Origin of the sequence: Actinoplanes subglobosus (assembly GCF_042650585.1) — a bacterium.
In the GTDB taxonomy this organism is placed as follows: Bacteria; Actinomycetota; Actinomycetes; order Mycobacteriales; family Micromonosporaceae; genus Actinoplanes; species Actinoplanes subglobosus.
The window spans coordinates 521,862-543,481 of the sequence record NZ_JBHSBL010000020.1 but is presented as its reverse complement, the minus strand read 5'-3'; the positions used below and the strand labels follow the sequence as shown (position 1 = coordinate 543,481).

The 21,620-nt window shown below is 71.0% G+C and carries 17 protein-coding genes; 8 read left to right on the top strand and 9 right to left on the bottom strand.

Annotated elements, in window-relative coordinates:
- Positions 1-99: 99 nt before the first annotated feature.
- Entirely contained in the window at positions 100-1,149 is a 1,050-nt protein-coding gene (locus ACFO0C_RS31650; RefSeq protein ID WP_378070381.1) for an LLM class flavin-dependent oxidoreductase, read from the top strand.
- Here ACFO0C_RS31650 and ACFO0C_RS31645 read toward each other — a convergent pair.
- Genes ACFO0C_RS31645 through ACFO0C_RS31625 form a run of 5 tightly spaced genes read right to left on the bottom strand, consistent with a single transcriptional unit; the run spans position 1,119 to position 7,294 of the window.
- Positions 1,119-2,285 (bottom strand): acyl-CoA dehydrogenase family protein, encoded by a 1,167-nt coding sequence (locus tag ACFO0C_RS31645; RefSeq protein ID WP_378070380.1) that lies wholly within the window; start codon positions 2,283-2,285, stop codon positions 1,119-1,121. The two genes, ACFO0C_RS31650 and ACFO0C_RS31645, sit on opposite strands and share 31 nt — an antisense overlap.
- On the bottom strand, positions 2,282-3,880 hold the full coding sequence (locus tag ACFO0C_RS31640; protein ID WP_378070379.1) for a dipeptide ABC transporter ATP-binding protein: 1,599 nt from the start codon (positions 3,878-3,880) through the stop codon (positions 2,282-2,284). Before ACFO0C_RS31640 ends, ACFO0C_RS31645 begins: the two co-directional genes overlap by 4 nt.
- Positions 3,877-4,716 (bottom strand): ABC transporter permease, encoded by an 840-nt coding sequence (locus tag ACFO0C_RS31635; protein ID WP_378070378.1) that lies wholly within the window; start codon positions 4,714-4,716, stop codon positions 3,877-3,879. Before ACFO0C_RS31635 ends, ACFO0C_RS31640 begins: the two co-directional genes overlap by 4 nt.
- Positions 4,713-5,651 carry an ABC transporter permease gene (locus ACFO0C_RS31630; RefSeq protein ID WP_378070377.1) on the bottom strand — a complete coding sequence of 313 codons (939 nt, stop codon included), beginning with the start codon at positions 5,649-5,651 and terminating at the stop codon, positions 4,713-4,715. Before ACFO0C_RS31630 ends, ACFO0C_RS31635 begins: the two co-directional genes overlap by 4 nt.
- A 2-nt stretch (positions 5,652-5,653) precedes the next feature.
- Positions 5,654-7,294 carry an ABC transporter substrate-binding protein gene (locus tag ACFO0C_RS31625; protein ID WP_378070376.1) on the bottom strand — a complete coding sequence of 547 codons (1,641 nt, stop codon included), beginning with the start codon at positions 7,292-7,294 and terminating at the stop codon, positions 5,654-5,656.
- Between the two features lie 95 nt (positions 7,295-7,389).
- Between ACFO0C_RS31625 and ACFO0C_RS31620 the strand changes: the two genes are divergently transcribed.
- Positions 7,390-8,451, top strand: coding sequence for an acyl-CoA dehydrogenase family protein (locus tag ACFO0C_RS31620; RefSeq protein WP_378070375.1), 1,062 nt, complete (start codon positions 7,390-7,392; stop codon positions 8,449-8,451).
- Complete coding sequence (locus ACFO0C_RS31615; RefSeq protein ID WP_378070374.1) at positions 8,448-9,671, top strand: MFS transporter; 1,224 nt, start codon at positions 8,448-8,450, stop codon at positions 9,669-9,671. Before ACFO0C_RS31620 ends, ACFO0C_RS31615 begins: the two co-directional genes overlap by 4 nt.
- Positions 9,672-9,724: 53 nt before the next feature.
- Here the strand turns inward: ACFO0C_RS31615 and ACFO0C_RS31610 are convergent, their stop codons facing one another.
- The 3 genes from ACFO0C_RS31610 to ACFO0C_RS31600 all read right to left on the bottom strand — a co-directional run bounded on the left by ACFO0C_RS31610 (position 9,725) and on the right by ACFO0C_RS31600 (position 12,830).
- Positions 9,725-10,237, bottom strand: a complete 513-nt coding sequence (locus ACFO0C_RS31610) for a hypothetical protein (RefSeq protein ID WP_378070373.1) — start codon at positions 10,235-10,237, stop codon at positions 9,725-9,727.
- A 93-nt stretch (positions 10,238-10,330) separates the two neighbouring features.
- Complete coding sequence (locus ACFO0C_RS31605) at positions 10,331-11,578, bottom strand: SUKH-3 domain-containing protein (RefSeq protein WP_378070372.1); 1,248 nt, start codon at positions 11,576-11,578, stop codon at positions 10,331-10,333.
- 10 nt (positions 11,579-11,588) lie between these two features.
- Complete coding sequence (locus ACFO0C_RS31600) at positions 11,589-12,830, bottom strand: SUKH-3 domain-containing protein (RefSeq protein WP_378070371.1); 1,242 nt, start codon at positions 12,828-12,830, stop codon at positions 11,589-11,591.
- A 132-nt stretch (positions 12,831-12,962) separates the two neighbouring features.
- On the opposite strand from ACFO0C_RS31600, the gene ACFO0C_RS31595 reads away from it, so the two are divergent.
- The 5 genes from ACFO0C_RS31595 (at position 12,963) to ACFO0C_RS31575 (ending at position 20,742) form a co-directional block, all read left to right on the top strand.
- Complete coding sequence (locus ACFO0C_RS31595) at positions 12,963-13,391, top strand: YbaB/EbfC family nucleoid-associated protein (protein WP_378070370.1); 429 nt, start codon at positions 12,963-12,965, stop codon at positions 13,389-13,391.
- Positions 13,381-13,710: a hypothetical protein gene (locus tag ACFO0C_RS31590; protein ID WP_378070369.1), complete on the top strand. Its 330-nt coding sequence runs from the start codon at positions 13,381-13,383 to the stop codon at positions 13,708-13,710. The genes ACFO0C_RS31595 and ACFO0C_RS31590 overlap by 11 nt, the downstream gene beginning before the upstream one ends.
- Complete coding sequence (locus ACFO0C_RS31585) at positions 13,707-19,544, top strand: toxin glutamine deamidase domain-containing protein (RefSeq protein WP_378070368.1); 5,838 nt, start codon at positions 13,707-13,709, stop codon at positions 19,542-19,544. The genes ACFO0C_RS31590 and ACFO0C_RS31585 overlap by 4 nt, the downstream gene beginning before the upstream one ends.
- 27 nt (positions 19,545-19,571) lie before the next feature.
- On the top strand, positions 19,572-19,817 hold the full coding sequence (locus ACFO0C_RS31580) for a hypothetical protein (RefSeq protein WP_378070367.1): 246 nt from the start codon (positions 19,572-19,574) through the stop codon (positions 19,815-19,817).
- 112 nt (positions 19,818-19,929) lie between these two features.
- Positions 19,930-20,742 carry a hypothetical protein gene (locus ACFO0C_RS31575; RefSeq protein ID WP_378070366.1) on the top strand — a complete coding sequence of 271 codons (813 nt, stop codon included), beginning with the start codon at positions 19,930-19,932 and terminating at the stop codon, positions 20,740-20,742.
- Here the strand turns inward: ACFO0C_RS31575 and ACFO0C_RS31570 are convergent.
- The coding region (locus ACFO0C_RS31570; protein WP_378070365.1) for a putative bifunctional diguanylate cyclase/phosphodiesterase at positions 20,696-21,620 on the bottom strand (925 nt) is incomplete at its 5' end. The genes ACFO0C_RS31575 and ACFO0C_RS31570 overlap by 47 nt on opposite strands.

The following is a 21,620-nucleotide window of genomic DNA, read 5'->3' as shown; positions in this document are numbered from 1 at the left end:
AGCGCGGCACCTATCTACAACATACCTATAGGCCCTATAGGATATGTAGGGTGACTCAAGGCACAGCCGTTCGTCAATGAGTGGTCCGGGAGGCCGTACGTGAGCAGCGAATACCTCTGGTACATCCCCAATCAGGTCACACCGGGACACCGCGGCGACGATGTCGTCGAGGGTCACAACAGCCTCGACACCCTGACCGAGCAGGCCCGCGCGCTGGAGGACCACGGCTGGGGCGGCGCCCTGCTCGGCACCGGCTGGGGGCGGCCCGACACGTTCACCGTGGCCACCGCGCTGGCCGCCCGGACCACCACGTTCCAGCCGCTCATCGCGATCCGGCCGGGCTACTGGCGGCCGGCCAACTTCGCGTCCGCGGCCGCCACCCTCCAACATCTCTCCGGCGGCCGGGTGCTGGTCAACATCGTGTCCGGCAAGGACAACCTGGGCGCCTACGGCGACAGCGAGAAGGACCAGGCCGACCGGTACGGGCGCACGCGGGAGTTCCTGCGGCTGGTCCGGCGGCTGTGGACCGAGGAGGACGTCACGTTCACCGGCGAGCACTTCCAGGTGACCGGCTCGACGGTCACGCCACGGGTCACGAAGCCGCCACGGCTCTACTTCGGAGGGGCGTCCGAGGCGGCCGAGCGGGTCGCCGCCACCGAGGCCGACGTGCAGTTGTTCTGGGGCGAGCCGCTGGACGGCGTGCAGGAGCGCATCGAGCGCCTGCGGAAGCTCAGCGAGGAGCTGGGCCGCGAGCACGCGCCGCTGGAGTTCGGGCTGCGGATCACCACGCTGGTCCGCGACACCACCGAGCAGGCGTGGGCCGACGCCGAGGCCAAGGTCGCCGGGATGGCCCGGGCCCAGGGCTCGCCGCGTGACCTCCAGCGCCGGGAGGCGGTCGGCCAGCAGCGGCTCCTCGACCTGGCCGCCCGCGGCGAGGTGCTGGACGAGAACCTCTACACCACGCCCGGAAAATTCGGTGGTGGCGGCGCTGCCACCACCTGGCTCGTCGGGTCGGCCGAGGACGTCGCCCGGTCACTGCTGCGATACCAGAGTCTCGGCGTCACCCACTTCGTGCTGTCGGACACCCCGTACCTGCCGGAGATCCGCCGGCAGGGCGATCAGCTGCTGCCACTGCTCCGGCCCCGGTAGTATCCGGGCTCCGGCGCCCGGCCGTTGACCAGGTAGTCGCCGACCACCCGCGGCTTGTAGATCACCGGATTGTGCGAGGCCAGCGTGCGCGCGTTGCGCCAGTGCCGGTCCAGGTGCACCGTGTTGCGGGCGGCCGACGACCCGAGGGCGTCGAAGGCGATCGCCGCCGCGTCCAGGACCGCCTCGATCGACGCGATCTGCGCGGCCGAGGTCTCCTGGTAGGCGCGGGTGAAGTCGCCGTCGTGGTGCGCGGCCTCCAGGCGTTCGGCCGCGTGCCGCAGCAGGGTGTCCGCGACCAGCCGCCGGGCCTGGAGCGTGCCGATCACACCCAGCACCTCCGGGTCCTCGGCGGCGCTGCCGGTCAGCCCGTGCAGGCTGGTCCGGGTCCGGCCGCGGACCAGGGTCACGGTCTCGGCGACCAGGTTGCGGGCGATCCCGGCCAGGTTGGCCAGGTGCACGATCTGGACGAACGAGTCGAGCCCGGCCAGCGCCTCCCGGTAGCGGCCGACGTCACCGAGCTCCTCGACCGGGACACCGGTGAAGATCGTCGTGCCGCTGCCGGTCTGCCGCTGGCCGATGCCGTCCCAGTCGTCGACGTGCGTGACACCGGGATGCCGGGCCGGGATCACCACGAACCCGCGGTTGCCGTCGTCGTCGGTGACCGCGGCCCGGATCCAGTCGGCGAACCGCGCCCCGGTCGAGTAGAACTTGGTGCCGTCGACCAGCCGCCGGCCGTCGGCACCGGTCCGGACCCGGGTGACCGCGCCCTCCGCCGCCAGCGCCGACGGCTCCGACTGGGCGTTGCCGAAGACCGCGCCCTCGCCGATCGCCCGGAACCACTTCTCCCGTACCCCCTGATCGTGCTCCTTCCGGAGGATCTCGGTGGTGGTGAAGTGGCCGCGCCAGATCTGCGGGACGTTCGAGTCGGCCTGCCCGGCCTCGGCCAGCAGCTCGAACAGCTCCGGCAGGGTCACGTCGAAACCGCCGAACTCCCGCGGCACCCGCAACCGGCCGAACCCGGCGTCGGCCAGCTTCTGGATCAGCGCGTACGGGTGCTCGCCGGTGCGGTCCCGCTCCCCCGCGCCCTCGGCCAGCTCGGCCAGGACGGCCCGGACCCCGGCCAGGTCGGCGCTCATCGGGCGGCCACCAGCAGGTCACGGCCGGCGATGGCGTCGAGCAGCTGCACCGTGTACTCATCCTGCGGATCACTGAACACGTCCTCCACCGGCCCCTGTTCGACGATGCGCCCGTTGCTCATGACCGCCACCCGGTCCGAGATGGCCCGCACCACCGCCAGGTCGTGCGAGATGAACACGTAGGTCAGGCCCCGCTCCTGCTGCAGGCGTTTCAGGAGGGCCAGGATCTGCGCGGCGACCGAGACGTCCAGCGCCGAGATCGGCTCGTCCAGGATCACCACCTTCGGCTCCAGGACCAGCGCCCTCGCGATGGCGACCCGCTGCCGCTGGCCGCCGGACAGCTCCCGGGGATGCCGTTTCGCGAAGTCGGCCGGCAACGCGGCCGCCTCCAGCGCGGCGATCACCCGCTCCTCGTGGGCGGCCCGCCGCTTCCACGGCAGCCTTTCCCGCGCGAACGACCGCAACGGCTCCTCGACCACGTCGAAGACGTCGAAACGGGGGTCGAACGACGAGTACGGGTTCTGGTAGACGATCTGCACGTCCCGGCGCAACGGCCGGAAACCGCGGCGGCTCAGCCCGGTCACATCGGTCCCGAGCACCTCGACACTGCCCGAGGTCGCGCGGGTCAGGCCGGTCAGGATCCGCGCCGTCGTCGACTTGCCACTGCCGGACTCACCGACGATCGCGAAGGTCTCGCCCTGACGTACCTCGAAGGAGGTGCCTTCCACCGCGGCGTGGCCGCCGTACACCTTGCGCAGATCGCGCACCTCGATCACCTTCTCGCCGGTCGCACGGTTGGTTCTCGGTAGTGCGGCACGGGAGGGCACGCTCTCCACCAGCTGCCTGGTGTAGGGATGCTGCGGCGTCCCGATGACCTCAGCGGTGGGGCCGACCTCGACGAGACGGCCGTCCTGCATCACCCCGATCACGTCCGAGCGGTCGGCGGCCACCCCCAGGTCGTGGGTGACCAGCACCACCGCCGTGCCGGTGCGCGCCCGCAGGTCGTCGATCAGGTCGAGGACCTGCTTCTGCACGGTCGCGTCGAGCCCCGAGGTCGGCTCGTCCGCGATGATCAGGTCCGGTTCGGCGGCGATGGCCGCGGCGATCAGCACCCGCTGACGCATGCCGCCCGACAGCTCGTGCGGGTACTGCCGGTAGCGCCGCTCCACGTCGGTGAACCCGACCTGCTCGAACAGCTCGTGCACCCGGTTGCGGCGGGCCGTGGCGTCCAGATCGGTGTGCAGCAGCAGCACGTCCTCGACCTGGGCGCCGACCTGGCGTACCGGGTCGAGGGAGACGCCCGGGTCCTGCGGGATCAGGCTGACCGCCCGCCCGCGCAGGTCCCGCCAGCCCTTGGCGGACAGCTCGGTCAGCTCCTGGTCACGGAACCGGATCCGGCCGCCGATCACCTCCCCGCTGGCCGGGAGCAGTCCGAGGATCGCGTGGCCGGTGGTGGTCTTGCCGGAACCGGACTCGCCGACGAGCGCGAGCACCTGCCCCGGCTCGACCTGGACGGACACGTGGTGCACGACCGGGGTGAGACCGCGCGGCCCGCGGTACCCGACGGTCAGGTCGTCGACGGCCAGCAGCGTCATTCCGCTCTCCTTCGGCCCAGGTGGTGGGAGATGTGGTTGGTGGCCAGCACGACGGCGACGACGGTGAGGCCCGGCCAGAGGGTGAGCCAGCCGCGGCTGGCGATGTAGTTGCGCCCGTCGGAAACCAGCAGGCCCCACTCCGGCTGCGGCGGTTGCGCGCCCAGGCCGAGGAAACTCAGCGACGCGATCCAGATGATGGCGATCCCGAACTGAACGGTGATCAGGGCGAGCGTGGCCGTGAACGAGTTCGGCAGCACGTGCCGGCGCAGGATCGCGAACGTGCCCGCCCCGCTGGTGATCGCCGCCTCGACATAGTTGCTGGACCGGGCCTTGAGCACCTCGGAACGGATCAGCCGGGCGAACGTCGCCGACGACGTGAGGCCGACCGCGACCGCGGCCTGGAGGATCCCGAAGCCCAGCAGGACCACGATGGTGATCGCGAACAGGAAACCCGGGATGGAGAGCACCACGTCGATCGAGCGGCCGATCAGGCTGTCGGTGACGCCACCGAACCAGCCGGCGATCGTGCCCAGCACCGCGCCGACCAGCACCGCGAGCGCGACGGCCACTCCCGCTCCGGTCAGGGAGGCGCGCGCGCCGTACACCACCCGGGTGTAGAGATCGCGGCCCAGCTGATCGGTGCCGAACCAGTGATCGGCCGACGGCGGCCGGAACCGCAGCGCCGGCTGCACGGCCAGCGGGTCGTGGCTGGTGAACAGGCCCGGGACGAGCGCCCAGAGCAGGGCCACCACGACCACCGTCACCGCCAGGACGACGGTCGGTTTCGGCCGCCGCACATGCGCCGTCTTGACTTCCGCATCCGCCAACAGCGTCATGTGGTCGCTCCCATCAGGACTCGCGGGTCGATGAACGGGTAGGCGACGTCGACGGCCAGATTGACGATCACGTACGTCGCGGTGGACAGCAGCACCACGCCCTGCACCACCGGCAGGTCCTGGGTGTTGACCGCGCCGACGACCAGGTTGCCGACGCCGTCGCGGGCGAACACCGACTCGGTGACCACCGAGCCGGCGATCAGCTCCCCGAACGCCAGGCCGAGCAGGGTGAGCACCGGCAGCGACGAGTTGCGGAACACGTCCCTGCGGAAGATGAAGCCCTCCCCCGCGCCCTTGGCGTGCAGCACGTGCACGAACGGCTGGGCCCGGACGGTGCGGATCGAGGCGGCGAAGACCTGGGCCAGCGGCGCCGCGATCACCAGTCCGAGCGTGACCGCCGGCGCGAGCAGGGCCGTCAGCGAGCCGTCGTCGACCGACGGGATCAGTCCGGCCTTGAACGACAGGTACTGCAGGGCCAGGATGCCCACCACGAAGGTGGGCACCGAGGCGAACAGTGACGGCACACCGGAGAACAGGCCGCGCAGCCGCGCCGACGGCCCGTAGTTGATCAGCAGCGCGATCGCCGCGGCCAGCAGCACCCCGACGACCAGGGCCAGGCCGGTCAGCTCCAGGGTGCTCGGCAGGGTGTCGGCGAGCAGGTCCTGGACCGGTTGAGCGGTGTGCAGCGACAGGCCCAGGTCACCCTGGACCGCCCGGGCAATGCCGCGCAGATACTGCTCCCACAGTGGCTGGTCCAGCCCGTAGTAACGGAGCAGGACCGCGCCCGACTCGGCGGTCAGCCCCGAGTCGGGGGACGCGATCCGGTTGCTGATCGCATCCCCCGGCAGGGCGCTGAGCAGGACGAACGAGAGGCTGTAGGCGGCCAGGAGAACGAGCAGCGCCTGGCCCAGCCGCCTGATCAGGTAGGGGCGCACGACTACTCGTCCAGCCAGGTGTCGTAGAGCCAGGTGCGGCCGGTCGACTCGGTGGCGAACCCGTGCACGCTCGGGGCCAGGCCGAACACCTGGGTCTCGTCGTACAGCGGGATGAGGTAGGCCTGCTCGAAGATCCGGTCCTCGACCTTCTGGATGGCGGCCTTGCGCTCGGCCGGGTCGAAGGAGACCGCCTGCGCGTCGAGCAGCGACTCCAGCGTCGGGTCCGGGCTGAGGAAGCGCAGCGCGTTGTAGCGGGCGGCGCCGAGCGAGACCCGCAGCACGTTGGCCTCGGCGGTCGAGGTCTGGCCCTGCTCGAAGGCCCAGTCGTCGTCGGTGCCCTTGGCCGCGGCCGCCTCCTTCGCGGTGTACTCGGCCTGCGACGCGGAACGGATCCTGAGGTCGACGCCGGCCTTCTTCCACTGCGCCTGCAGCAGCTCCAGCACCGCCTGGGCGACCTGGTAGTAGGGCGCGACCCAGATCTCGAACTCGAGCCGCTTGCCGTCCTTCACCCGGACGCCGTCGGCGCCGGCCTTCCATCCGGCCGCCTCCAGCAGCGAGGTGGCCTTGGCCAGGTCATAGGTGAGGTACGCCGACGCGTCGCCACGGAACGGAGTGCCCTTGACCAGCGCGCTGCTCGGGATCGGGTAACTGGGCGACAGCACGGTCCTGTTGATCTCGGCCCGGTCGGTGGCGGCCTGGAGCGCCAGCCGCACCTGCTGGTCCTGCGTCGGCCCGCTGGTATCCTGCTGGATCTTCAGGGAGTTGGTCTCGCCCTGCACCGAGATGCCGACGACCTTGCCGCCGCCGTCGACGATGGTCTGCTCGTCGTAGGGGGCGATGTTGCGGGAGATCTGCGCCTCGCCGGACTGCAGCGCGCCGACCCGGGTGCCGGCTTCCGGAACGGACTTGTAGACGATCCGCTCCAGGTACGCCTTGCCGGTGTGCGCGGAGCCCTCGGGCGCCCAGTTGTAGTCGTCGCGCCGCTTGAGTGTGACGCCGGTGGTGCCGTCGACCTTCTCCACCGTGAACGGCCCGGTGCCGACCCAGTTGGTGAGCTGCCCCTGGCCGGCCAGGTCGAGCGCCAGGAACGGCTTGCCGAGGATCGAGCTGGCCCGGTAGTTGGAGAGGATCTGCAGGAACGCGGCGTTCGGCTTGGCGATCTTCACCGTGACGGTCTGCGCGTCGACGACCTCGGTGCCGGCGTAGTCGGTCCAGAACGAGTCCTTCGGGATGCCCAGCTTCTCGTCGCCCAGGCCGTGCTGGTCGAAGTTGAGCTTCACGGTCTCGGCGTCGAGCGGGTCGCCGTTGCTGAAGGTGACACCGGACCGCAGCTTGAAGGTGTAGCTGAGCTTGTCGTCGCTGACCTCCCAGGACTGCGCGAGCCAGGGCTTGAAGTCGCCGGTCGCCGGGTCCTGCCAGATCAGGCGCTCGGCCACGTTGCCGGCGACGTTGCTGTTGGACCAGATCGACGCGGTGGGCACCCATGCGGCGTACTGGATCGGGTCGTAGAAAGTGAGGGTGCCGCCGTGGACCGGCTCGCCGGAGGCCGCCGCCGGGGTGCCGCCGGAGTTGCCGCAACCGGCCGTCAACAGGGTCGCTGTCAGGCCCACGGCCAGCAGCGTGCGAAGTCTTGTCGGGCTCATGCCCTGGAGTAAATCATACTCAGCCTATAGAATTAATAGCCGATGTGGGTTTTGATTGGACGGTCGGAAGTGGGCGGTTACGCATGACAACCTTCGTGAGCCGGGTTGAGGACTACGCCGAGCAGGTGCTGCGACCGGACGCCCTGCGGACCGAGCGCGAGGGGGTCGGCCCGGCGCGGATCGGCGAGCTCCGCGAGCTCGGCCTGCTCAACCACCTGGCCCCGGCCGAGTTCGGCGGGCAGGGCCTGGGCCGCGACGACGACCGCCGGATCCACGAGATCATCGCCGGCGCCTGCTTCAACACCTGGCTCGTCTGGGCCCAGCACGCACCGCTCACCGGGCGGCTCGCCGACCGCGCCGGCACCCCGCTGCCCGCCCTCGCCCGCAAGGTGCTGACCGGCGAGATCCTGCTCGGCGCCGGGATCAGCGACGTCCGCGGCTATCCGCGCCGCTACATCGCCGCCACCCGCGCCGACGGCGGCTGGACCCTCAGCGGGACGATCTCCTGGGTCAGCGGCTGGGGCCTCAGCCAGGTGCTGACCGTCGCCGGCGTCGAGAAGGACACCGAGACCGTCGTGACCGCGCTCGTCGAGATCGGCGAACGCACCCGCGCCGCCGCGCCGCTCCACCTGGCCGTCCTCGACGGCAGCCGCACCGAGCGCGTCCAGCTCGACGACGTCTTCGTCCCCGACGAACTCGTCATCTCCCGCCGCACACTCGAACAGACCCGGTTCGACGACCTCGCCGTCGCCAGCGACGCGCGCGGCCACCACTTCGGGCTCGCCGAGACGGTCCTGCGGGAGCTCGGCGAACACCCCGACCCGCTCGCGCGGGCCGTCGCCACCGCCTGGCGGCCGCGCGTCGCCCGGATCCGGGAGACCGCCTACGCCCTGGCCGACGAGGCGGCCGCGACCGGCGGCGGCACCCACCGCCTGGAGGAACGGCTCGCCACCAAGGTCGCCAGCGGCGAGGCCCTGTCCACCCTCACCCGGGCACTCGTCGTCGCCCGCGCGGGGCGCGGCCTGGCCGGCGACGACACCGCGCAGCTGCATGCGCGATCGGCACTGTTCATCCTGGTCCAGGGCCAGAGCACGGATGTACGCCGTGCGCAGCTGACCCACCTCGCCGCTCTTCCTTCCGCCGCTCCTACCGCGTGACCGCGCCCGCCACCACCCAGCAGTCCGTTGCGGCCGGCCGGCGACGGCTCGTCGTCCTCCTCGCGATCACCCAGACCGTCGGCTACGGGGCGATGATCCAGGCGTTCACCGTTCTGCTCATCCCCATGTCACTGGAGCTGGGCCACTCCCGTACCACCATCACCGGCGCCGCCACCGTCTCGACCGTCGCCGGAGCGCTCGCCGCCGTCCCGATCGGCCGGATCCTCGACCGTCAGGGCGGCCGGCTCCTGATGACGAGCGGTTCGGTCCTCGGAGCCTCAGCTGTGGCCGGGTGGTCCCAGGCCCGTACCCTCGCCGAGCTTTATCTGTGGTTCGCCGTCATCGGCGTCGCACTCGCCCTGTCCACCTATGAGGCGGCCTTCGCCGTGCTGGTCTTCGCCACCGAACCGCGGCACCGCGACGGCGCGATCGTCGCCGTGACCATGGCCACCGGCCTGGCGACCAGCTTCTACTACCCGATGGTCGGCTGGCTGGAGACCCAGATCGGCTGGCGGGCCACCCTGGCCGCACTGGCGGTCAGCCTCGCCGTGATCGCCGTACCCATCCACCTGCTGGCCGTCCCGGACCGGCGGGCACATGCCGGCCACACCGCCCGCAACGCCGGTGTGCCGGTCGGCGACGCCCTGCGCAGCGCACGGTTCTGGCTGCTCTCGTTCGCCTTCGTGGTCCAGACCGGCGCGGTCACCGCATTCCTGCTGATCATGGTCAGCTACTTCCGCGACGTCGGCTACTCCCCCACCCTCGCCGCGTCGATGCCACTCGCCGTCGGCACCCTGCAACTGGTGTCCCGGCTGGCCCTGGCCCCGCTCGCCCGCCGGTACGGCATGGCCGAGGTGACGACGGTGGCCTTCGCCGTCCAGGCGCTCGGACTGCTCGCCCTGCCGCTGACCGGCGCCGCCGTCATGCCAGCGCTCCTGTGCGTCGCCGCGTTCGGAGCCGGTTACGGCATCGGCGTCGTGGCCAGGCCGTCGATCGTCGCCGACGCTTTCGGGGTGGCCCGGTTCGCCAGCATCATCGCGGTGACCACGGTGCCGATCGCCCTGGCCCGCGCCGGGGTACCGCTGCTCGCGGTCTGGCTGGCCGACTGGCGTTTCCTGGTCCTGCTCGGCGGCGGAACACTGTTCGCCGCCGCGGCCCTGATCCCCCTGTGGACGACCGGGCGCCCCGCCCGGCAACCACCAGAAGGGCGCGGACCCTGACCCGTCGCGGCCGTGGACATCGTCCGGCCGGCCGCAGAGGCGGCGGGTCGGGGTCAGCGGGCCGGGCCCACGCGGGCGATGCCGTTGCGCTGGAAAGCGTCCACCAGAATCCGCATCGTCTCCTCCAGGGCGGTCGAGGACGTCTCCAGGTGCAGCACGTGCTCCCGGCCGAGCAGCCCCTCCAAGGGTTCCGCCCGCAGCGTGATCCCGTCGCGGCCCGGCTGTTCCAGTGCGGCACCGACATCATGCGCGAACGACAGGAACGTGCCCCTCGGGATCAGATCGGTACAGGTCACCGTCACCACGACGGTGTCCTCGCCGGCCAGCGTCGTCGAGATCCGGGCGTGGTTCCAGTCCGGCCGGTTCTCGGCGCTGCGGTAGAGCAGGGCACAGAACAACCCGATCAGACCGACACCGGCGATCAGGGCCGCTGCGGTGACCGGCACACCGAACCGCTGCCACGGGCGCACGACCACCAGACAGGGCAGCACCAGCAGCGCGTTCACGGCAACGAAGAGGGTCACGGCGATCCGGCGGTTCGCCGCTGTCCCGGCAGGCTGATCCACTCGCAGAGTATCGACGGCCACCGACACCACGGCCATCGTCCACGCGGCCCTAAGGTGCATGCCGCGGGGCGCGACGGAGGGAAGGCCGGTGGGCTAGCCCCAGGTGCCGTCGTCGCGGACCCGGTAGGTGCGCCGGCCCTGGATGAGGGTCTCCAGCGCATCGACATAGGTGCCGGCGACGAACCACTCGCCGGCCTGGTCGAGGTGGAAGACGCGGCCGTGCTCGTCGATCGCGAGCAGCGACTCGTAGTTGAGCCGGCCGAGGGGGAACAGTCGCGCACCGATGACCCGGCCGAACTCGTGGAGCACGTCGGCGTAGTGACGGCCGCGGTCGGGGCAGATCTCGAACGCCTGGGTCCGCTGGTCGGTGCCGGGCGCGCGGCGGGTGATCACCAGCATGCCGGTGTGGGCGTAGGCCTGGTAGACCGCGGGGAACGCCTCGTGACGGAACTCCTGGCCACTGACCTCGACGATGTCCTCGGCCATGGTCTCGGCCATCTCGGCCTGGATGTCGGGCTCCGCCCCCGGCCGCCAGCCCGCACGCAGCAACTCCGAGGCCGTCACGTCGGAGAACCGGGACGGGTCGGGGCTCGGCCGCCCGGGCGCGACGACCGGATGCAGCGCGCCGGTGCTCTCCCACGGCAGCAGCGCCAGCTCGGTGAGGACGTGGACACAGCTCTCGCACGGCTCGTTCGGCCGGCCGGCCAGCTCGTCGCCGGGCGGCTGGATCTGGAACGTCTCGAAAAGCGACTCGCCGAGGACCTGACGTGCCTCGTCGAGGGTGAGCGGGGCGAGACCGTCGAGGGCGCGGCGCCGGTCCACGTCGTGCAGCGCGTCCGAACAGACGATCAGCTCGGCGTGCCGTTCGCAGCCGCGGACCGTCTCCCGCGGGGCCTGGCCGGCCAGCCGCTCCAGCACCAGCGGGTGGTGCTCCAGTTTCTGATCACCTTTCGCACCGTGGGCCGTGTAGACCCGGCCCTGCACGGTGGCGTGGGCGGCGACGCCCGGGGCGGTCCGCCGGTGGATCTCGCGGCGCAACGGGATCTCGGGGTCGGCGGTCCGGGGTGGGTCGACGATCGCCGGCCGCTGCTCCCGGTAGACCTCCCGCAGCGTCTCGGACGGCCAGTTCGGCCAGGTGGAGACCCGGCCGGTGGCCCGGTCGATCACCCGCACACCGGTGCCGACCTCCGACGGCGAGAACAGCCGGCCGACCGCGACCGTCTTCACCGCGAATCCCTCGTCGAACTCGTCGACGACCGGCTGGTACTCCCGTTTCCTGGTCAGGGACTCCGACCGGGCCCACGCCGCCGCGACGGCCTCCGCATCCGCACGGGTGATCATGGTGAGCTCCTCACTCCCAGGTGCCGTCGTCGCGGACCCGGGCAGCCGGCAGACCCGTGGTCAGCGCGACGATCGCCTCGTCGAGGCTGCCGGCGACGAACCACTCACCGCCCTGGTCCAGCGAGAACACCCGGCCCCGCTCGTCGATCGCGAGGATCGCCTCGTCGAAGCCCTCCCGGCCGATCGGGAACATCCGGGCGCCGACCAGCACACCCAGCTCGTGCAGCGGGTCGGCCAGGTGGGCCAGCCCGTCGCCGCCCAGGTGGAACCCGCGGACCCGGTGCGCCACGCCGGGGCCGTTGCGGCCGGGCGCGACATCGAAGAACTCGCGCAGCGCCGCCTCGGCGACGGGGAACCGGGACAGTGCGTGCTCCCGCCCGTGGGACTCCTCGATCCGCTCGACGAGCCGGGCGCCACGCTGGTCGCGCAACTCCGGCTCGCGGCCCCAGTCACCGGCGGCCAGCTCCCACGCCACGTCCTCGGGGAAGCGGCCGGGCTGCGGATCGGTCCCGGACGTCAGACTGCCGGCCCGCGGCCGGGCCCGGCCGGCGTCGGTGACCACGGTCAGGTCGAGGAGCACGTCGGCGCAGGTCACGCAGAGGGTGGCGGGCTCACCGCCGAGCCGGTCGCCGCTCTCCCGGATGTGGAACGTCTCGAACCGGCCCTGGCCGAGCAGCACGCGGGCCTCGTCGTCGGTGAGCGGGACGAGACCGGCCGCCGCCCGGGTCCGGTCGGCCTCCTGCAGCACGTCCGACACCAGGAGCAGCTCGGCGTGCCGCTCGGCTCCGCGGACGGTGTGCCCCGGCGGGATCGCGGCGAGCCGGGCGGCGACGAGCGGGTGGTGGCGCAGCTCCTGGTCACCCTTCGCCCCCCGGGCCCGGAAGAGCCGGCCTCCCAGGGTGAGGTGCGCGGCGACAGCGGGGCTGACCCGGCGGTACGCCTCACGCCGCAACTCGGCGACCGGATCGGACGTCCGGTACGAGCCGACGGCGGTGTCCCGCCGCTCGTTGTAGAGCCGGTCCAGGTCGGCGACGGGCGCCGGTGGCCAGTGCGAGAGGCGGCCGGTCTCCCGGTCGATGACGGTGATCACGTCGGCGCCCGGCTCGGTCCGCACCTCCGCCGGCAGGAGCATCGTGACCGCCCAGCCGAGGGCCAGCTCGTCGACGGACGGCCGGCACGGATAGCCGCGCCGGATCGACTGCCGATGGGCCCAGCCGACGGCGATGTGCTCCGCCTCGGTCCGCGTGATCATCCTGGCCCGCCCCCTCCGGTCCCCGGACTGCGAGCTTAGAGCCATCGGGAACCGTCACTCGGCGGCGGCCCCGGAACCGGCCCCGGCTGGTAGGTTCTTGCAGTCAATTCGCGAGTCCTCGGGGAGACAGCCGTGAGCAGACAGGCCGATCGGGATGTGAACCACGCTCTGCGCGCGCGGTTCGACGACGTCATGTCGCAGTACCAGCGCCTGCGCTTGGGCCTGGACGACATCCAGGAACGTCTGTCCACGATGGCCGTCACCGCCGAGTCGGCCGACGGCACGGTCCGGGCCACCGTGGGCGCCCGGGGCCAGCTCATCGACCTGCGACTGAGCCGTGAGGCCTATCGCCGGGCCGACCCGGACGAGCTGGCGCGCACGATTCTGCGTACCGTCGAGAAGGCCGCCGCGGAGACCGGCGAGCAGGTGCAGGCGATGGTCGGGCAGTATCTTCCGGCCGATTCGGCGGCCGCCGGGTTCATGCGTGACGGCGACTTCGGCAACCTGCTGGCCCGCCAGGACCGGATCATGCGCGAGGCGGGTGAGGACCGTGACCGGTGAGCTCTACCTGGACGCGCCGCGTGCCGCCGCGGCCGGCCGTGACCTCTCCTCGGTCGGCGGGCAGCTGGTGGGCATGACGAACGGCCCGGTCGCCGAGATCGCCGCCGCCAGCGCGGATCAGCCGTGGGGGCGCGACGAGATCGGTGCCGCGTTCCAGAAGGACTACGGCCCGCTGGTGGCGAAATTCGTCGAGGCGTTCGGCACGGTCGCCCCCTATGTGGAGGGTCTCGGCGAGGCCGCGGTGCTGTCCGTCGACGACAACACGGCCGCCGACAGCCGCGCCTCCGCCACGGTGACCAGGTCCTACCACGCCTCATGACGATCCTGCCGAGCCCGATTCCGCATCCGCTCGACTTCTCCCCCTGGGATCTGCCCGACTGGGCCTACTCCGCCCTGGAGTGGGTGGTCGGCTTCGACTGGCCGGAAGGCAACGAGAAGCTCACCTGGGACCTCGCCGACCAGTGGTACGAGCTGTACCAGTCCCTGGCGGCGCCCCGCGAGGACGCCGCTCTCGCCGCCGGGCAGTTCATCGCGGCGTACGGCGGCAGCGGCACCACGATCGAATCCTTCATCGCCGCATGGAAGGCCGTCGCCGAGGGTGACGAGGCGCCCCTCAACGCGCTCGCCGCGTTCGCCGGTGAGATGGGCAAGGTCGTCGCCGAGTGCGGCCAGGACATCGAGGCCGCGAAGCTCGAGGCGTGGATCGAGCTGGGCATCTTCGTCGGTGAGCTGATCGGCCTGGGGATCACCGTCGTGCTCACGCTGGGTGCGGCGTCGCCCGCGGCCGGCGGCATCATCGCCGCCACCCGGATGGCGATCCAGCAGATCTTCAAGAAGCTCATCGCGCAGCTGTCCCGTAAGGCGATCAAGAAGGCGCTCACCGAGACCGCGCAGCGCGCCGGCAAGGACCTGCTCACCAGGAAGGGCCTGCAGAACCTCGGCAAGAAGGCCTTCAAGGAGGGCAAGGAGGAGGCCCGCGAGGAGTTCCTCACCAACCTCGGCATCCAGGCATATCAGGTCGGAGCCGGGCATTCCGACGGCTTCGATCTGGAGGATCTGCGCAACTCCACGGTCGCCGGCGCGGCCGGTGGGGCCTCGGCGCACGGCGCGATGATCGGCGGGGGCGGCAAGGGTGGGCTGTTCCGCGGCGCCGCCGGCGAGGTCTTCGGTGAGCTCGGCGGCAGCGCGGCCGGGGGCAAGCTCCCCAGCTTCGAGGATCTCGCCAAGGCCGGCACCTCCGGTGCCGCCGGCTCGGCGGTCGGGGGCACCCGCGAGGCCTTCAACGACTTCGGCGCGGGCCTCGACAATCTCAAGATCGACGGATCGGCGGCGGGTTCGTCGGTGGGCGCGGTTTCCTCCTCATCCGGTACGGGTGGGAGCTCCGCCTTCCCGGGCCTCTCCGGTGGGGGTTCCGTGGGGAACGGAGGGTCCGGTTCCGGCGGGTCGTCCGCGGCTGCATCCTTCTCGTCGGGGTCCTCCGGTTCGGTTGATCCATCCGGCTTCTCTGGATCGACCGCTTCATCAGGCTTCTCCGGCTCGGTCGCCTCGTCCGCCTCCCCTGCGCCTTCCGGCTTCTCCGGCTCTGTCGCCTCGTCCGGCTCCCCCGAGCCTTCCGGCTTCTCCGGCTCGGTCGCCTCTTCCGGCTTCTCCGGGTCGTCCGATGCTTCGGTGAGTGCGGCGGCGTCGGCGGGTGCTGACACCACGCCGGCGGTTGCGGCGGGGTCCGGCCACCACACCAGCTCATCGGCCGGTGATGTGACACTGTCGTCGGTCGCGCCGCCGGCCGAAGCGCCTGCCGGCACTGGTGTCTCCTCCTCGGCGCCTGTCAACACGCCCGTCGGAGCTTCGCCGGCAGCGCAGTCCAACGCGCCGGTGGCCTTCGCGCCCTCCGGGAACGGGCCGGCCGGGTCGCCCACAGTCGCCGCCGCCGGACCCGTCACCACGTCCGGACCACTCACCACGTCCGGACCACTCACCACGTCCGGACCACTCACCACGTCCGGACCACTCACCTCGTCCGGACCACTCACCTCGTCGGGACCGCTAACCACGTCTGGACCACTTTCTCCGTCCGGACCGCTTACCTCTTCCGGACCGCCTTCTTCGTCCGGGCCGTTCAGCTCGTCTGGGCCGTCGCCCTCCACCTCTTTCGGGACCGCCAACTCGCCCAACCCCAACGTGTCGCTTGCCGGCGGAGGTCCCACGACGGCCAGTCCGCCGAGCCCGGCACCCAACCTCACGAACGGCACGCCGTCGCCGGCCTCGCCGCAGGCCCTCGACACCGGAGGCAACCGCGGCAACGGGCCGGCGGCCTCCACCACTCCGGCGACCAGCACCACTTCCCCTACCAGCACCACTTCCCCTACCAGCACCACTTCCCCTACCAGCACCACTTCCCCTACCAGCACCAGCACCTCCTCTCCTGCCGGCACCAGCCCGGCGACCAGCACCTCCTCACCGACCGGCGCCTCGCCTGGTGCCGGAAGCACCTCGCCCGGTTCTCCCGGGCGGACCGACTCCGGCGTCTCGCAACCGGGTGCACGGGGCGGGCCCACAGTTCAGCCGGGCGGCGGCGACCCGCGGGGAGACCGGCCTGATGCCGGGCGGCCTGATGGCGGGCGGCCTGATGGCGGGCGGCCTGATGGCGGGCGGCCTGATGGCGGGCGGCCTGATGGCGGGCGGCCTGAACCGGCGCTTGCCGGGACCGCGCCGCTCTCGTTCACGCCGCCGCCGCGGACGGGTCAGGACTACGCCGCTGAGCAGGACTATTTCGCTCAGCAGGGGCGGAACAAGTGGGCGTACCTCAACAAGGTCTACCACCGTGAGCTGCGGGACCTGGACGCGTCGGTCGCCCAGGCCCAGCGGGCCGAGGCGCTCGCCCGGCGCAATGCGACGAAGGCCGCGCTCATGCTGAACTTCGGGCGGCGGGACGCCTTCCGGCTGGAGGCGGACGGGCATCGGCTCGCCCAGCAGGTCGCTCTCCAGAACCGGGCGGCGCTGGTCGCCGACCCGGAGCGATACCTGGCCGGGCAGCGGAGCATCGAGTACACCGGTGACTTCCTGCCGTCGAACTATGACAAAGGTGTCCTGTCCGGCGCGCCGATCTGGAGCAACGACCAGTCGGCGATCCCGGGGCAGGGTGGCACCCGGGTGAACTCGCGGACGTCACGGCCGTACAAGATGGAGGGTGGTCTCCGCGAACCGCTCAAGATCCATCAGGCTGATCTGGAGCGAGCGATCCCCCGCGACGCGAACTTCCGGCCGGAACGCAACCCGGATCCACGTCAGCCCTGGTTGCGGCTGGTCAACGACGGTGGGCCGGCCGCTGACGCCACCCGCGGGGTCAACTGTCTCGACTGCTCGCTGTCGTTCCTCGAAACCTATCTGCACGGCCGTCCGACGGTTTCCGCGCCGAGGACCGTCGACACGTACGGCATCGGTGAGATCGACAAGCACGTCGGTGAGTTCGAGGGGCACCTGCGGGCGGAGAAGGCCACCGGGAGCGGCTTCACCCAGCTGGCGCCCTACTACGGCGACAACACCAAGGACCAGCGGCCGGACGCCGTCGTCAAGGCCACTGTCGATCACGGGTTCCAGCAGATCATCGACACGCTGGCGCTGGGTGGTCACGGTTCCACGGCGATCGTCATCAACGTGTGGGGCGACGGCAGCGCCCACGCCTGGAACGCCGTCAACCACAACGGGACGGTGCTGTTCATCGACCCGCAGAGCGGCCGGTACGCGGATTCGTCGAACTTCTCGCTCGCCCAGCACCGGACTCTCTACGGCCACGACGGCACCCGGAACGACGGCAATGTCGTCGCGCTGAACGCCCTCATGCTCGACGGTGAGGGCAATCCGATGGCGGTTCCCCACACGCCTCCGGCGCCGTTCTACAGCGGGAGGTCGACACCTCCGCCGCCGCCCATCGCCTATCAGCAGCAACAGCAGGCGATCCAGCAGGCAACGTTGCCGCCGCCGCCCCTACCGCCTGCTCCGGCACCGGGCCCAGCCCCGGCTCCTGCCCCGGCCCCTACTCCGACTCCCTCGCCATCGCCATCGCCGTCGCCGTCGCCATCGCCGTCGCCATCGCCGTCGCCCTCGCCATCGCCGTCGCCGAGTCCGGCGCCCGCTCCGCCGCCGGCACCGGCGCCCAGTCCGGCTCCGGAGCCGACACCCAACCAGGCCCCCGCTCCCCCGCCCGTTCCGGGCCCGGCCCCTTCTCCGGAGCCGGCGCCCACTCCCGCCCCGGCACCTTCCCCGGAGCCGACACCTCGTCCAGAGCCGGCGCCCACTCCTGCCCCACTTCCGGAGTCGACACTGTCTCCGGACCCTTCCACGGAGCCGGCGCCTGCACCGGAGCCGTCGATCGCCGTGGAGCCGGACTTCAACGATGTCCGGCCGGAGGCGTTGACCGTTCGCACGGATGCGGTGCCGCCGACGCCGGCTCCGGCTGTGGACGACTTCGTCCGTACCCCGGCATTGTCTGATTTTGATCCTCTCTCGGTCCTTGATCCGGTCTCCATGAACGGGCCGAGCAAGGATCCGCTGTCGGTCCTCGACCCGAGCAACGACGCCAAGCTGGCGGAGACCGCGCCGGCGCCGGTCGTGGAGAGCCGGGAGACGGCGGACGCGCGGGCCCGGGAGGACTACCACCACGAGAACCGGCAGCGGCGGCAGGGTCTCGCCGACGCCCACCGGCAGGAGGCCGTGCGTGACCTGCGCGAACGGGCCGCAGACAAGGCCGATGAGGCGGACTTCCGGCGGAGTGTCAGCAGCCGTGGCGATCTCATCGACATGGTCGCGAACGAGATCGACGCCAACCGTCTCCAGAACGAGGCCGACGCGCTTCGCGACCGGGCGCGCAGCATCGACAAGGATGGCCCGGCAGGTGTCGTCGAACTCACCGGCAACGACTGGGAACTGGTCAACGACAGCGCCAGCGACCTCGCGCCGGGCCCGGTCGAGACCGGCGACAAATCAGCGCTGACCGGAAATGATCATCCGCCGTCAGCCGACCGGACACGGCCGTACAACCGGCGCGGCGGTCTGCGGCCTCCGCTGAGGGTGCACCAGACCGACTTGGAACGGGCGATGCCCCGCGACGGGAACGGCGACATCGTCCAGCACGCCGACCCGCGCGACGGCGAATGGTTCGGCCTGCAGAACGACGGCGGCCCCGAGGCCGACCCGACCCGCTCGAACAACTGCGGCGACAACGTGCTGTCGTTGTACGAGACGTACATGCACGCCCGTCCGAGGGTCTCCGCACCCCGGACGTTCGACGGCTATTCCGACGGCGACCCGTCCCGCCCGATCGGCGCCGAAAACGGCGTCACCGCCCGCATCGAGAACACGGTCGGCGGCCGTTTCGAGGGTTTGACCGACGCGAGCGGCCTCGACAACGACGACGCACGCGTCAAGGTGAAGATGGCCGAGATCAGCCTCCGCAGCCACCTGACATCGCTGGGTCACGGCGCGTTCGCATTCATCGAAACCCAGGACCAGGCGGGCCGGACACACGCGTTCGCAGCCGTCAACCAGAACGGCACCATCCTCTACCTGGACCCCCAGACCCGCCGGGTGGCGATGTCCCCCATGCAGACCCATTCCGGCCTGGACGTGGCCTGCGACGTGGTCCGCATGGACGCCCTGGTAGTGAACGGCAACGCCGAAGTCAGCCCGCTGACCGAAAACGCCGGCCCGTTCATAGGCTCCGACCCTGCCGGAGCCGACGGACATGATCGGCCGGATGCTGCAGAATCCGAACCTGATCTCGACGACGGCAGCAATCTCACCGCGCCGGAAATGGAAATCGCACTGGAGTGCCGAGAAATCTTGAACGCGCCGGAGTTCAACGAGATCCGGGACGCGTTCGCTGCGGGAAGGCAGACGACTGTAACGATCAACGGCGTGGCTATCGACTACATCCCGAACCTGCCGGCAGCCGGATTCAGCAACAGGCCGTTCGGCTTCTGCATGGGTCCGGAAGCATTCATCAGCGAGGACGAGGTATGCAAGACGGTATTCCACGAGATGTATAGAGTTCGCGTCGACCTTCTCGGGGAGGATGGCTATCACGCCGAGGCTGGATCGATGGAGACCCAATTGGCGTTCGACTTCGCCAACCGGGCGCACAGGAAGATCGGGTAAGCAACAACATGTCATTTTGGATTGACGATGAGCGCAAATAAGGAATTCGTGGCATGGCTGATGGTCAGTTCCGCAAAGCTGACCGACCCGGATGCCATCGTGAGCTGCCCCAATGAGGATGGAGGCCTCATCGAAGCCTCTTATCTCGAAGTTGACGGAACGTTCGTCGAGGCCCACCTCTACTGCACGGCCTGCGACCGGGAGACATGGGTCAGGAACCCCCGCCAGCCCACACCTGACCAGGCAGCACGAGTCACGCGTTATCCGAAATGACTCGGAGTCTCGGCTCCCGCCGACCCAGGAGAAGGGAGGCCGACCAGTCATGCAGGCCTACCGGCGCGGTGGCGCCGTCCCGGTGACGGCACACGCCTATTAGGGACGTCCGATGGGATACCTCTTTCTCGTCCACCACGATGTGGCCCGCTCGGTGCTGGCGGCGGCCCTGGCCGAGCTGTTGTCGCTGCCGGTGACCGCTGTTGACGTCGGTGATATCGATCAGGTGGACCGTGACTGGGGCCGGTCGATCAGCTGCACCGTCACCCCGATGACCGGGGATCTTCGCCTGCATCTGGACATGTGGTTCGCCGCGGGCACCGTGTCGCCGCCGGAGGAGGAGGCCGCTGCCTGGCTCGCCGCCCGGCTGGGCACTCTGATCGCGTATCAGTCGGTGACGTCGAGGCCGAGCGCATACTGGCTGGTCGGCCCGGACGGACATCGGACCCGTGCCCGCCTCGACAGCGGCGGCGACTTCGACGAGCAGGAGCGGACGGTCACCTGGATCACCGCTGTGGAGGCACCGGTGGGTCTACTTCCGACGGTTCCGGTGACGGCCATCCCGGAGGTGATCCACGAGTATCGGATGCCGACCCCACTGAGCGACGCCCTGACCGGCACGGGCCCGCGCCCGGACCGGCTCGCGGCCTGGGAGGCGCTGGTCGCCCGGCTCACCGCGGGCTGGTGTCCGGACGGGTGGTATCCGCCCGGCTCCTACCGGGAGGCCCTGGAACTGCGGGACGACCTGGCCGGCACCGAATTCACATCGGCGCTGGAGATGATCGACCGCCGTTTCATCGACGCGACGGTCAACGACGGCGGTGCGGCGCTCGCTCAGGCCACCGGGCCCGTGCCGGATCGATGGTGGTGGCGGCGTGTCACCGACCCGCTCCCCTGGCGGCGGATGCCGGGAGGGCCGGGGTGATCGGGTCCGGGGCCGGGCGCCCGAAATGGTAGCCCTGCGCATAGTGGTAGCCGAGTTTCCGCAGGTAGTCGGCCTGTTCAGCGGTTTCCACACCCTCCGCGACCGCCCGCAGGTCCAGACCCGTACAGACATGGATCAGGGCGTCGACGATGACCGCCCGCCGCCCGGGTTCGATGATCTCGTCGACGAACGACTTGTCGACCTTGAGAACGTCGACCGGGACGGTACGCAGCAGGCCGAGTGACGAGTGGCCGGTGCCGAAGTCGTCGAGGGCGATGCGGATGCCCGCCCGGTGCAGGGTCTCGACGGCCTCGATGGCGGTGCCGCCGCCGAAGATCGCGGTCTCGGTGACCTCCACCAGCAGGGCGGCCGGTTCGAGGCCGGTCTCGGCCAGGATCGCCAGTAGCACGGCGGGGAAGCCTGGTTCGCTCAGCTGGCGCGGCGACACGTTGACGCTGATGTAGAGCGGCGCGTCGGCGCCGAGCGTGGAACGCCAGGTGGCGAGCTGCCGGCACGCGGTTCGCATGATCCATTCGCCGAGTTCGACGATGAGGCCGTTGTCCTCGGCGACGGGGATGAACGTGGTGGGGCTGACCGGGCCGCGTACCGGATGGGTCCACCGCACCAGTGCCTCGACCGCGACCGTGCGTTCGTCGCGCAGGTCGATGATCGGCTGGTAGAAGACCTGGAAGTGGCCGTCGTCGAGGCTGTGCCGCAGATCGGCGCCGAGCTGTTCGGCGGCTTCGGCGCGTTCGTCCAGCTCCGGCGTGTACTCGACGAGCCGGCCTCCGGCGGCCTTGGCCGCGTAGCGGGCGGTGTCGGCCCGGCGGATCAGTTCGGCCGCGCAGGCGCGGCCGTCGAGACCGCCGGCCGGCGTT